8 protein-coding genes are annotated in these 12,809 nt (G+C 70.5%); 7 read left to right on the top strand and 1 reads right to left on the bottom strand.

Annotated features, from left to right (window positions below; genetic code table 11):
• Positions 1-53 precede the first annotated feature (53 nt).
• Positions 54-2,147, top strand: a complete 2,094-nt coding sequence (locus CV755_RS37060) for an NEW3 domain-containing protein (RefSeq protein WP_109278433.1) — start codon at positions 54-56, stop codon at positions 2,145-2,147.
• Positions 2,148-2,198: 51 nt separating this feature from the next.
• Here CV755_RS37060 and CV755_RS02435 read toward each other — a convergent pair whose 3' ends face one another.
• The gene (locus CV755_RS02435; RefSeq protein WP_109278434.1) at positions 2,199-4,778 is read right to left on the bottom strand and encodes a beta propeller repeat protein; all 2,580 of its coding nucleotides are present in this window, start codon (positions 4,776-4,778) and stop codon (positions 2,199-2,201) included.
• Positions 4,779-5,269: 491 nt separating this feature from the next.
• On the opposite strand from CV755_RS02435, the gene CV755_RS02440 reads away from it, so the two are divergent.
• The 6 genes from CV755_RS02440 (at position 5,270) to CV755_RS02465 (ending at position 12,807) form a co-directional block, all read left to right on the top strand.
• Positions 5,270-6,145 (top strand): alpha/beta fold hydrolase, encoded by an 876-nt coding sequence (locus CV755_RS02440; protein WP_109278435.1) that lies wholly within the window; start codon positions 5,270-5,272, stop codon positions 6,143-6,145.
• A gap of 148 nt (positions 6,146-6,293) precedes the next feature.
• The gene (locus CV755_RS02445) at positions 6,294-7,913 is read left to right on the top strand and encodes a purple acid phosphatase family protein (protein ID WP_109278436.1); all 1,620 of its coding nucleotides are present in this window, start codon (positions 6,294-6,296) and stop codon (positions 7,911-7,913) included.
• 383 nt (positions 7,914-8,296) lie between these two features.
• Positions 8,297-9,781, top strand: a complete 1,485-nt coding sequence (locus CV755_RS02450; RefSeq protein WP_109278437.1) for an amino acid permease — start codon at positions 8,297-8,299, stop codon at positions 9,779-9,781.
• Between the two features lie 189 nt (positions 9,782-9,970).
• A complete protein-coding gene (locus CV755_RS02455) occupies positions 9,971-10,231 on the top strand; it encodes a Prokaryotic metallothionein (protein ID WP_109278438.1) in 261 nt (86 codons plus the stop codon).
• 119 nt (positions 10,232-10,350) lie between these two features.
• Positions 10,351-11,742 (top strand): amino acid permease, encoded by a 1,392-nt coding sequence (locus CV755_RS02460; protein ID WP_109278439.1) that lies wholly within the window; start codon positions 10,351-10,353, stop codon positions 11,740-11,742.
• 99 nt (positions 11,743-11,841) lie between these two features.
• On the top strand, positions 11,842-12,807 hold the full coding sequence (locus tag CV755_RS02465) for a GlxA family transcriptional regulator (protein WP_193553339.1): 966 nt from the start codon (positions 11,842-11,844) through the stop codon (positions 12,805-12,807).
• Positions 12,808-12,809: the final 2 nt, after the last annotated feature.

Raw genomic sequence — 12,809 nt, forward strand, 5'->3', positions numbered from 1 at the left:
CCACGCTCTGCGCAAGGCATCACATCCGCCGTCCCACGGACCCAGGAGAACCGATGCGCAAGACGTGGGCCGTCCTCGTCACGGCCGTACTGGCAGCGGCGCCCCTCACCGCACTCCCTCACACCGCCACTCCCGCCGCCGCCCTCGACAACCATCTCGCCCGTACCCCGCCCATGGGCTGGAACGACTGGAACACCTTCGGCTGCGCGGTCAGCGACCAACTGGTCCGGCAGACCGCCGACAAGCTGGTCTCCAGCGGCCTGCGGGACGCCGGATACCGGCAGGTCAATATCGACGACTGCTGGATGGCCAAGTCCCGGTCGGCCGGCGGCGATCTGGTACCGGATCCGGTGAAGTTCCCGCACGGCATCAAGGGCCTGGCCGACTATGTCCACTCCAGAGGGCTGCGGCTGGGCATCTATGAGAGCGCCGGGACGATGACCTGTGCCGGCTACCCGGGCAGCCTCAACCATGAGCGGCAGGACGCCAACTCCTTTGCTTCCTGGGGAGTTGACTACCTCAAATACGACAACTGCTACAACATGGGCCTGCCGGCCCGCCAGCGCTACCGGACCATGGGCGACGCCCTGGCCGCCACCCACCGCCCGATCGTCTACAGCCTCTGCAACTGGGGCGAGGAGAACGTGGCGAGCTGGGGCGCCTCGGTGGGCAACCTCTGGCGCACCACCGGGGACATCGATGCCTCCTACGGCCGGATGCTGGGCATCTTCCACCAGAACGTCAAACTCGCCGACGCCGCCGGGCCGGGCGCCTGGAACGACCCGGACATGCTGGAGGTCGGCAATGGAATGACACCGGTCGAGGACCGCACCGAGTTCTCGCTCTGGGCCGAGATGGCCGCCCCGCTGATCGCCGGCACCGATCTGCGCCATGCCCGCCCCGACACCCTGGCGGTCTACGGCAACCGGGAGGTCATCGCCATCGACCAGGACCGGCTGGGCAGGCAGGGCCGGGCGGTGAGCATGACGGGCGGCCGGGATGTGCTGGCCAAACCGCTGGCCGACGGCAGTGTGGCGGTGGCCCTGTTCAATGAGAACGCCACCCCGGCGGTGATCTCCACCACCGCCTCCGCCGCCGGGCTCCCCGCCGCCAAGGGCTATGCCCTGCGCGACCTGTGGGCCCATCGCACCACCGAGACCGCGGGCAGCATCCGGGCCACCGTGCCGGGCCATGGCACCGTGCTGTACCGGGTGACCCCCACCGCCGCTCCCGGCCGGTATCTCCCCCGGATGTTCCTGGAGAGCACCACGCCCGCCTGGTCCCCGGGCAGCACCGCCACGGTGACCTCCACCGTCACCAATGACGGCGGGCAGAGCGCCTCCGGCGTCCGGCTGGGCCTGGACGTCCCGGCCGGCTGGACCGCCACCCCGCTCACCCCCACCCGTTTTCCCCAGCTGGCACCCGGCCACCAGGCCATCGCCCGCTTCCGGGTGACCGCGCCCGCCGTACTGCCCCGGCCCATCACCCGGGCGGTCATCGGGAGTTGGGAATCCTTGCGGGGACCGGCCGGGGAAGCGAAGGAAACCCAGCACGCCATGGTGGAACTCGCCGCTCCGGTGCGGGCGCCCTGGAAGACCTTCACCGATAACACGGCGGTGTTCGGGGCGCAGGGCGACCGGCTGGCCATCGACGGGGCGGGCGCGGACCTCTGGTACCACACCGACCAGTACAGCGCGGTCTACCGGCCGGGTGCGGAGCATGACGGCTCCACCACGATCGTCAAGGTGACGGCGCAGGACCGCACCAATGAGTGGGCCAAGGCCGGGATCATGGTGCGCAATGACATCACCGGAGCGGACACCGCACCGGGTTATGTGATCCTGGCCGTGGCTCCGGGCAAGGGGTATGTCCTGCAGTGGGACAGCACGGGGAGCGGGCATCTGGACGCCAACAGCGCCCCGTCCAACCAGGGTTCGGGTACGGCCGGGTATCCCAGCCTGCTCAAACTGGTGCGGTCCGGCGGGCAGTTCACCGGCTACTACTCCCTGGACGGCAGCCACTGGACCCTGGTGGGCACGGCGACCGTGCCGGGGGCGGCCGCCGCCCAGGATGTGGGTGTCTTCACCAGCTCGCACAGTGAAGGCACCAGTGGCGAGGCGGACTTCACGGGGTTCCGCCAGACCTGACCGGAACCGGAGGCGCGGCCGGGGCGGGGAGTGCCGTCCCGGCCGCCGGTCTCAACGGCCCAGCTTCAGCTGCCAAAGTCCGCGCCCATGGGTGGCGGCCACCACCGTGTCACCGGACGGGAACAGCGTGAGATCGGTGACCACCGAGCTGGGCAGCCCACGGCCGAGCCGGGCCCAGCGTCCGGGCCGCCGCACATCCGCCGTATAGACCAGGTGGTCCATGGCCAGAATCAGCCGCCCCTTGGCGATGACCAGGGCATTGGCGGGCAGGTCGGGCAGATTCCCGCTGATGTCCCGCCAGTTGGCGCCGCCGTCCCTGGACTCGAAGATATGCCCGGTGCCGCCGCCGGGGATCCATTTGGCGGAGTAGGCCCCGTACACGGCGTAGACATGGGCCGGGTCCGCCGGGTCGCCGACCAGCCGGGTGAGGTAGCGGTTGGGCAGGTTGGGGGCGGTGATGGTGTGCCAGGTGCCGCCGTAGTTGGTGGCGATGCCGCTGTGGAAGCCGGTGCCGTCCTGCCGGGAGGGAGTGCAGGGGCCGCACCAGCCCACATAGTCCACGCCCTTGACGGCCTCCACCGCGGTGGTGGAGGCGGTGCTGCCCAGATCATGGACGATCTTCCAGTCGCAGCTTCCGGCGTCCTTGGCGCAGACGGTGTCAAAGCCCTTGGTGGTCTCCCATACATAACGCCCGGCGATCACCCAGCGGTTGGGGTCGGTGCGGTCGGCGGTGAAGGGCGCGATGAACTGCATCTGGGGGTCGCAGACCGCCACCGGAGTGGTGATCTGGCAGCTGGGGCTGATCTCCCGGAACGCGGCCGTCTTGCCGTCGGAGCGGCCGCCGACGGTGGTCACCGAGATGTCGCCATAGGTGTACTCCAGCGCCGCCCGGTCCGCGTTGGCCGGGTCCACGATGACATCGCCGCCGTCCCCGGCGAAGGGCTGCATCACCTGGTGGGAGTTGCCGGGGACCAGGGTGCCGCCGTTGTCCTGCAGCCCGCCCCATACGGCGGTGCCGCCCTTGGGGTCGCGGCCGGCGCCCGCGTAGAAGTACTGGAGGGTGCGCAGCCCGGCGTTGAGGTCCCGCCATCCGGTGGTGCCGGTCGCGGCCACCGGCCGGGACCAGATGCCGCCGTCGCTGCCGACGTACAGGGTGCCGTCCTCGGTGATGGCGACGGCGTGCTGGTCGGTGTGGACGGTGGGCGGGCAGCCGGCGGCGGTGCCGTAGCAGGGCAGGGTGTAGTTCCAGAACGGGGCGATGGTCTGCCAGGTCGCCCCGCCGTCCCGGGTCTCGTAGATCTCTTCCAGGCCGAGGTAGAGGTGACGGGGGTCGCGGGGGTCGGCCTTGAGGTACTGGTTGTACCAGGCGCCCACGCCCGGTTCATAGCCGCTGGGAAAGGCTTGTGCGGAGCCGGACTTGCCGAGGGTGGCCGCGTCCGCGACCAGGGTCCACGGCCCCTCCGGGTTGCCGTCGGCCGACTTGTACACGCCCTTGAGGCTGGTGGACTGCAGCGGTGCGGGCCGTTTGCCGGCGGTGTACGCGGGTGACTGCACCAGGGCGTAGAGCGCCTGGCCGTCGGGGGTGTAGGCCAGGCTGGTGCGGCCCATGTCCGTGGTATCGATCCCGGTGGGCGCCAGCCGCCGGAAGGTGCCGGGGGCGCCGCCCCGGGTGGAGAGGTAGAGCCCGTCATAGGGGGTGCCGCCGCGGTAGCCCAGGGCGGCCAGCACGGTACCGCCGTGGCTGCCGGGGCGTACGGTCACGCTGGAGATGACGGAGGTGCGGGACGGGCTGTGGTCCGGGTTGGGGTCGGGGCTGAGGACCGACTCCCAGCGGCGGCCCGGCCGGCTGTGCAGCGGACGTCGCCACAGGCCATGGCTGGTGGCCGCGAACACATAGCCACCGTTGCAGGTGAGGGTGGCCACCTGGGCGTTCAACAGCTCGTCGCCGCCCACCCGCTGGAAGCTGCGGCCGTGATCGGTGGACCGGTAGACGCCCTGGCCGGTGTAGTTGTCGGCGCTGGTGTTGGCCTCGCCGGTGCCCACCCACAGGGAGTGGTCGTCGGGGTTCACCCAGAGCGCGCCGATGGAGGCGGTGGACTGGTGCTGGAATCGCGGGGTCCAGCTCTTGCCGGCGTTGTGGGAGGTCCAGACGCCGCCGTCGGCGAATCCGGCGTACACCCAGGCCCCGTCGGTGGCCAGGGCGGAGGCCCGGCCGGTCACCAGACCCCAGCCCGAGCCATAGTCGGAGAAGTTGGGGTCGGCGTAGCCGGGTGCCTCGCTGTTGGTGGAACCGCTGCTGAGCTCCGACCACTTGCCGCCGCGCACCGGCAACCGGTCACCGGCGGCGGCCCCTTGGGCGAGGGCGGCACCGGAGACGGTGACGGACGGGGCGGTACGGGCGGCGGCGAACTGCAGGGATCCGGCCACCGGATCGTCCGGATCGCCGGTGTCCCGGGCGGGTTTTTCCCGGCCGGTGGTGCTGGGGTGCACCTGCCGGGCGAGCGCGGCCAGTTGGCGGGCGGCGGTGGGGGGCACGGGGCGGGGGCCGGGTGCGGCGAAGGCGGTGGCTCCGGTGAGCAGGGCCGTGGCCGCCGCCAGCGCGGCGACCAGGGGCCTATGGCGTCTGGGCATGTAACTGCCTCCTGGGCAGGACGGGGCGAACGCTGAGTCGCGTGGTGCTCCCGCCACCACAGGACGCGGGTGAGCGTAGAGGGTGCTGATGGGGTTCGCCCAGACTCAAGTCGGCTGCTTTTGCCGTCCCGTTGCCCCGAGCGGCTGCCATAACATCAGGTTCTGGCCTTTCGCTGTGTCGCCAACGCCCGTTGCCCGGCCGCATACTTCATGCTCGGTCCCGGCGCACGGCCGGACGGTCCCGCCCGGGCGATCTGCTCCCGCCTCGTCGCCCGGCGCCTCCGTCTCGCCACGCGCCCGGCCGCCCTGGTGCCGGGGCCTTCGAACCAGGACCGCGCGGCTCAGGGGCCCCGTAAGGGGCGCGGGGAACTGCGCGACCGGCCACGGACGGCCCGCACCTGACACGTCACCGGCCCCCGAGCCCGGGCGCGGCCTAGGCTGGGCGGACGGTGGGCCGACGCCCGCCGAATGACTCGCTTCGGGAGGCTCGGATGCCGCTCAGCGCACCGGTGGACGGATTCCGGCTGGCCTATGACCGGCAGGGGGCGGGGGACCCGGTGGTGCTGCTGCACGGCTGGCCGGGTGACCGTACCGATTACCGCCGGGTCCTGCCCCTGTTGCGCGACACCTGTGAGCTGGTGGTGCCGGACCTGCGCGGCTTCGGCGCGTCCGGCGGGCCACCGGCCGCCCCCGAGCAGCAGTACGACGCCCGGGCGCAGGCGCGCGGTGTGGCCGGGCTCATCCGGGAGCTGGGGCTGGACCGGCCGGTGCTGGCCGGTTATGACATCGGCAGCCGGATCGCCCAGGCGGTGGCCCAGGACCATCCGGAGCTGGTGCGGGCGCTGGTGCTGGCCCCGCCGCTGCCCGGCATCGGCAACCGGATTCTCCAGCCGCGGGCGCAGCGGGAGTTCTGGTACCAGTCCTTCCACCGGCTGCCGCTGGCCGGGGAACTGCTCGACGGCAAGCCGGACGCGCTCCGGGCCTATCTGCGCCATTTCTGGGACGGCTGGTCGGGCCCGTCCTTCACCCTGGACGAGGCCGCGCTGGACCATCTGCTCTCCGTCTACGGTCCGCCGGGGGCGTTCTGTGCGTCCATCGCCTGGTACCGGGCGGGCGCCGGCGCGGTGGCAGCCTCCCTGGGGGAGGTGGTGCCCGAGCCCGGGGAGCGGATCGCGGTGCCGGCGACCGTGCTGTGGCCGGAGCACGATCCGCTCTTCCCCCGGGCCTGGTCGGACCGGCTGTCGCTGTTCTTCGCCGATGTCGGCGTGGAGTCGGTGGCCGGGGCCGGGCACTTTGTGCCGGTGGAGGCCCCCGCGCGGTTCGCCGCTGCCATCCGCCGGGTGCTGGGGACGGAGGGGTGGGCGTAGGGGAGGGAATTGAGCGCGGTTGTGCTGTCTCCCTCGTCGGCAAGGGAGTTCAGGGGCCCGTTATTCCGTGATCTTGGCTATGGCCCGGCCCGGTGGCGATCACTTAGAGTCTGCGGATCCTCAACCCCCCACCCGGAAAAGGGCGTTCATGGCAATCACCCGCAGATCCATTCTCAAGGGCTCCTCGGCAGCGGCGGCCGTCTCGGCCCTCGGTGCCTCCGCCGGCCAGGCGGCGGCCGCCACCGACCCGCCACCGCCGGCCGGCACACCGCTGCTGCGGAGCATGCCGCACCGGCTGGGCGCACCCGGCGTGCTGGGCGTGCATCTGCAGTTCGGCGATAACCCGGCGTCCCGGATGACCGTCTCCTGGATCACTCCCCAGTCGGTGAACCGCCCCCAGGTGCGGCTGGGTTCGCCGGACGACGGGTACGGCCGGGTGGTCCATGCCGAGACCAGGACCTACCGGGACGGACTGTCCAAGGAGGAGGTGTATGTCCACCACGCCCGGGTCACCGGCCTGCGTCCGGCAACCACCTATCTCTACGCGGCCGTTCACGACGGTGCGACACCGGAGACCGGTTCGTTCACCACGGCGCCGCGCGGCCGCGCCCCCTTCACCTTCACCAGCTTCGGCGACCAGGCCACTCCCGATCTGCGGCGGGTCGTCCACCTCCCGGACGGCGTCCCCTCCCCCGTCAACCGTTATCCGCTGTACACCAGCGGCCAGGTGGGCTCGCCCACGGCGGCGGACATCGTGGCCGCCGTGGAACGCGTGGGTCCGCTGTTCAACCTGGTCAACGGCGATCTGTGTTACGCGGCGATCGCCGGGGCCTGGGGAACCAGCCGGGTGGCCACCTGGGCGGACTGGTTCATCAACAACAGCCGCTCCACGCGCCTGCGGCCCTGGATGCCCTGTGCCGGGAACCATGAGAACGAGCACGGCAATGGGCCCATCGGCGCGGCCGGCTATCAGACCTATTTCGAACTGCCGCGTTCCTCCGCCGCCTCGGACCAGGAGACCCGGGGCATGTGGTACGCCTTCACGGTCGGCGCGGTCCGCTTCATCAGCCTGGCAAATGACGATGTGGCCATCCAGGACGGCGGGGACACCTATATCAGCGGCTACTCCGGCGGCGCCCAGCGCCGTTGGCTGGAGCGGGAGTTGAAGGCGGCACGGGGCGACCGGGGCATCGACTGGATCGTGGTGTGCATGCACCAGCCGATGATCTCCAGCCATAGGAGCGCGGGCAGCGATCTGGGGGTGCGGGCCGCCTGGGGGCCGCTGTTCGACGCCTATGGCGTCGATCTGGTGGTCAGCGGGCACGAGCACCACTACGAACGCTCCCATCCGGTGCGCGGCACCCTCCCCAACCAGGCCCGTACGCCCGTCCCGGTCGCGACCCGGACGGATCTGATCGACACCGGCAAGGGCACGGTCCATATGGTCATCGGGGCCGGCGGGAACATCGCCACCAGTCAGGACGACCTTTTCGACACCCCGCAGGCCCGGGTGCTGGTCGGGCTGAGCGATGAGAAGACCTCGTCAGGGCACAGAAACCCGGTGTGGATCAGCGAAGACGCGCCCTGGGCCGCCGTACGGGACCATGAGCACACCCATGGCTTTGCCGCGTTCGATGTGGACCCGGGCGACCGGCACACCGGCCGGACCCGGATGCGGGTCACCTATTACACCTTCGACGGGCCGCATGGCGATCTCACCCCGGTGGACAGCTTCACCCTGGAACGCGCCCGCCGGGACGTTCCCTGAGGAGTGCCGGCCGTAAGGAGCGCGGGGCGGCGGCACCCATCCGGTTCCGCCGCCCCTGGGCCATTGGTGATCGAGGTCACTCGCGCACTATTCGCACACGCAACGCAACCCTGCGCAACCCGCGGAAAGCCGAGAGTTAAACGGAATTTAGCGATCCGGTAAGTGACAGGACGGCCAACCACCCCTGACCGGCCAGGCATCCTCGCAGGTAGTTGGCTGCAGGGTGAACACTTATGAACCCTTGACGCCGCTCCCCGGCCACCACACCATTCACCCCAAGGCTTTGCCCGGGCATAGACACCGCAGCCAGCGGTCCCCGGCGAGCCGACCCCCACCTTCGCAGCGGCCCGGCCGCTCCCTCCCCAACGAAGGCGAATTTCTTTATGAGTGACCGCACTCTTACTGCGGCCGCGCCTGAATCCGGCACGGTCTCCCCGTCGGCGTCTCCCCACATCGACGCCGGAGACGCCGGCTACAGCAAGGACCTCAAGTCCCGGCACGTCAACATGATCGCGATCGGCGGAGCGATCGGCACCGGCCTGTTCCTGGGTGCCGGCGGCCGTCTGCACACCGCCGGGCCCTCCCTGTTCATCGCCTACGCGATCTGCGGCCTCTTCGCCTTCTTCGTCGTCCGGGCGCTGGGTGAACTGGTGCTGCACCGCCCCTCCTCGGGCGCGTTCGTCTCCTACGCCCGTGAATTCATGGGCGAGAAGGGCGCGTTCACCGCCGGCTGGCTCTACTTCCTCAACTGGGCCACCACCGGTATCGCCGACATCACGGCGGTCGCCACCTATACCCACTACTGGCACATGTTCAGCAGCATCCCGCAGTGGGTGCTGGCACTGATCGCCCTGGCGGTGGTGCTCACCGTCAACCTCATCTCGGTGAAGTACTTCGGCGAGATGGAGTTCTGGTTCGCGATCATCAAGGTCAGCGCGCTGGTCATCTTCATGGTCATCGGCATCTTCCTGCTGATGACGCAGCACGATGTGGGCGGCAACGCCCCGGGTCTGGGCAACATCCTCGATCACGGCGGGATCTTCCCGGCCGGTGTGATGCCGATGCTCTTCGTCGTCCAGGGTGTGGTCTTCGCCTACGCCTCGGTGGAGCTGTGCGGTGTGGCCGCCGGCGAGACCGAGAACCCCGAGAAGATCATGCCCAAGGCGATCAACTCGATCATGTGGCGGGTGGGCATCTTCTACGTCGGCTCGGTCATCCTGCTGGCGCTGCTGCTGCCCTACACCGCCTTCCACGGCGGTGAGAGCCCCTTCGTCACCGTGCTGTCGAAGATCGGCGTGCCCTACGCGGCCGGGGTGATGAACCTGGTCGTCCTGACCGCGGCACTCTCCAGCCTCAACTCGGGCCTGTACTCCACCGGCCGCATCCTGCGCTCGATGGCCATGGCGGGCTCGGCGCCCAAGTTCACCGCGAAGATGAACAAGGGCCAGGTGCCCTTCGGCGGCATCCTGCTCACCGCGGGCTTCTGTGTGCTGGGTGTGGGCCTGAACTTCGTGGTCCCCTCGGACGCCTTTGAGATCGTCCTGAACTTCGCGGCGATCGGCATCATCGGCACCTGGGGCATGATCATGCTCTGCTCGCTGCTCTTCTGGCGCCGGTCCAAGCAGGGCCTGGTCACCCGTCCCCGCTACCGGCTCCCCTTCGCGCCGTACACCCAGATCATCACGCTGGCCTTCCTGGCCTCCGTGCTGGGCCTGATGGCGGCCGACAAGGGCGCCGACCGCACCACCGTGCTCTGCCTGCCGGTGATCGCGGCGGCCCTGGTGGGCGGCTGGTTCCTGGTGCGCGGCCGGGTGGCCCGCACCAAGCAGGAGGCCGAGCCGCAGGCCGCCGAGGCCGCTCAGCAGTAACGGCGGCGGCACACGGCCAAGGGCCCGGACGGGAAGCTCCCGTCCGGGCCCTTACGCGTACCGGCACACGGCGGTGCGGCCGCTCACTTTCGAGTGAGGGGCGCCCCCGGCAGACCCCGGCCGGCGGATGTCGAACGGATCATGCGACATGTAATACCGCCCCATAGCGACCATGTCCGGAGGATCCCCATGCCTGTCTGCAGCACCTGCGAGAACGACTACCAGATGGCCTTCGACATCACCACGATCACCGGCGAGAAGTACACCTTCGACTGTTTCGAGTGCGCCATCACCAAGCTGGCACCGGTGTGTGAGCGCTGCTCCTCGCGCATCATCGGCCATGGGGTGGCGGTGGAGGGCCGCTTCTTCTGCTGTGCGCACTGCGCCCGCGAGGGAGCCAAGGGCCTGGGTGCGGAGATCCGGGACACGGTGGGCGCTCACTCGGGCTGAGCGCACCCATCACCCTCGGTGAGCCGGGCGTCCGTATAACGGACGAGAAAGCGGCCCGATGTCCGGGTTGCCCATACTCGCCGCCTACCCGCTATCTCGTATACCGGACAGGCGCGACCATGACTCGGACACTGCTCTCCCCGCCCCCGACCGCCCAGGGGGCGGAGCGACAGCCCTCCCCGCTCTCCAACGGCCTCAAGCAACGGCACCTTTCGATGATCGCCCTCGGCGGAGTGATCGGTGCCGGGCTCTTTGTGGGTTCCGGGGCCGGGATCGCCGCGGCGGGGCCGTCCATCGTGGTGGCCTACGCCGTCTCCGGTGTACTGGTGATGTTTGTGATGCGGATGCTGGGCGAGATGTCGGCGGTCAACCCGGCTTCCGGCTCCTTCTCGGTGCACGCGGAGCGCGCCATCGGCCCCTGGGCCGGTTTCACCGCCGGATGGATGTTCTGGACCCTGCTGGTGGTGGGCGTGGCCGTCGAGGCCATCGGCGCCGCACACATCCTCCAGGGGTGGTTTCCGGGCACCCCGGCCTGGCTGTGGGTGCTGCTGCTGATGGCGCTGTTCTGCGGCTCCAATCTGGCGGCGGTGTCCAACTTCGGCGAGCTGGAGTTCTGGTTCGCCGCCCTGAAGATCGGCGCCATCGCGCTCTTCCTGGTCCTGGGCGCGCTGGCCATCGCGGGCGTCCTGCCCGGCGGCTCGCCCGGCACGGCGCATCTGCTGCACGACGGCGGTTTTCTGCCCACCGGCCTGGGCGGGCTGCTGGTGGGCCTGGTCACCTCGGTGGTGGCCTACGGCGGGCTGGAGACGGTCACCATCGCCGCCGCCGAGTCCAAGGACCCGGCCCGCGGGGTGGCCAAGGCGGTACGCACCACCATGTGGCGGATCGGCATCGTCTACATCGGCTCCATGCTGGTGATCGTCACCCTGGTTCCCTGGCACGACAAGGCCATCACCGAGGTGGGCCCCTATGCCGCCGTACTGGACCGGCTGGGCGTGCCCGGCGGCGGGCAGCTCATGAATGTGGTGGTCCTGGTGGCCCTGCTGTCGGCGATGAACGCCAATATCTACGGCTCCTCGCGGATGGCGTACTCCCTGGTCGCCCGCGGCCAGGGCCCCCGGGCCCTGGCCAAGGTCTCCGGCCGGGTGCCGCGCCGCGCGGTGCTGGCCTCCTGTGCCTTCGGCTTCTTCGCGGTGCTGCTGTCCCTGTGGTGGCCCACCACGGTCTTCGCCTGGCTGCTCAATACGGTCGGCGCCGCGGTGCTGGTGGTGTGGGGCTTTATCGCCGTCTCCCAGCTGCTGCTGCGCCGCCGGCTGGAGCGCGAGGCACCGCGGCAGCTGGTGGTGCGGATGTGGGGCTTCCCCTATCTGACCTGGGTGACGCTGGCCGGGGTCGGCGGGACGCTGGTGCTGATGACGCTCGACTCGGGCACCCGGGTGCAGCTGTATGCCACCGGGGGGCTCGCTCTCGCCCTGGCCGTCACCGGCCGGGTGCGGCAGCGGCGCAGGTGACCGCCCCGGAATGTTCCAACGCCCGCCGGGGACAGCCACGGTGCAGGTTGTCGCGGCGCTGAAGACGCGCACCCGGCGTACGCTGCCCCGGTGCACACGATGGCGGTCCTGGCCCTGGATCAGACGGTGGTCTTCGACATGGCGATACCGGTCGAGGTCTTCGGCCGTGTCCGCCTCCCGGACGGGCGCCGTCCCTACCGGGTACGGGTCTGCGGGACCCAGCCCCAGGTGCCGACCGATGCCTTCACCATCCATGCCCCGTACGGGCTGGAAGCCCTCGCCGACGCCGACACCATCATCGTGCCCGGCCGCGGCGAGGAAGCCGGGCCGCCACCGGAGCGGGCCCTTGACGCGCTGCGGGACGCGGCCGCCCGTGGGGCGCGCATCGCCTCGGTCTGCGGCGGTGCCTTCACCCTGGCCGCCGCCGGACTGCTGGACGGTCTGGCGGCCACCACACACTGGGTCGCCGCGGACCGGCTGGCCGAGCTGTTTCCCAAGGTGGATGTGCGCCCCGATGTGCTGTACGTGGACAACGGGCAACTGCTCACCTCGGCCGGGGCCTCCGCCGGGCTGGACCTGTGTCTGCATATGGTCCGCCGGGACTTCGGCTCGGCCGTCGCGGCGGACGCCGCCCGGCTGGCGGTCACTCCCCTGGAACGCGAGGGCGGCCAGGCCCAGTTCATCGTCCATGAGCAACCGCCGCTGCCGCACGGGTCGTTGCTGGAGCCGGCGCTGGCCTGGATCGAGGACCATCTGGGCGAGGAGCTCACACTGGCGGCGATGGCCGCGCACAGCGGAATGAGCAGCCGCACCTTCGGGCGCCGCTTCCGTGCCGAGACCGGCACCACGCCCTTGCAGTGGTTGCTGCGCGCCCGGGTCCGGCGAGCGCAGTATCTGCTGGAGAACAGCGACTACTCGGTGGAACGCATCGCGGACCAGGCGGGGTTCGGGTCGGCCACGGCCTTCCGCGAACGCTTCAAGAGGGTTACGGGGACCACACCGGGGGCGTACCGGGCGGCTTTTCGCGGCCGTCGTCAGGGGTGCGATGACGGGTACGGGTTGTAAGT

Origin of the sequence: Streptomyces orinoci (genome assembly GCF_003121295.1) — a bacterium.
Lineage (GTDB): Bacteria > Actinomycetota > Actinomycetes > Streptomycetales > Streptomycetaceae > Streptomyces > Streptomyces orinoci.

Excerpts from the sequence above, each read along its gene's own strand:
- CV755_RS02460 (WP_109278439.1), top strand. The coding sequence starts at position 10,351 with ATGACTCGGACACTGCTCTCCCCGCCCCCGACCGCCCAGGGGGCGGAG.
- CV755_RS02465 (WP_193553339.1), top strand. The coding sequence starts at position 11,842 with ATGGCGGTCCTGGCCCTGGATCAGACGGTGGTCTTCGACATGGCGATA.
- CV755_RS02440 (WP_109278435.1), top strand. The coding sequence starts at position 5,270 with ATGCCGCTCAGCGCACCGGTGGACGGATTCCGGCTGGCCTATGACCGG.
- CV755_RS37060 (WP_109278433.1), top strand. The coding sequence starts at position 54 with ATGCGCAAGACGTGGGCCGTCCTCGTCACGGCCGTACTGGCAGCGGCG.
- CV755_RS02435 (WP_109278434.1), bottom strand. The coding sequence starts at position 4,778 with ATGCCCAGACGCCATAGGCCCCTGGTCGCCGCGCTGGCGGCGGCCACG.
- CV755_RS02455 (WP_109278438.1), top strand. The coding sequence starts at position 9,971 with ATGCCTGTCTGCAGCACCTGCGAGAACGACTACCAGATGGCCTTCGAC.
- CV755_RS02450 (WP_109278437.1), top strand. The coding sequence starts at position 8,297 with ATGAGTGACCGCACTCTTACTGCGGCCGCGCCTGAATCCGGCACGGTC.
- CV755_RS02445 (WP_109278436.1), top strand. The coding sequence starts at position 6,294 with ATGGCAATCACCCGCAGATCCATTCTCAAGGGCTCCTCGGCAGCGGCG.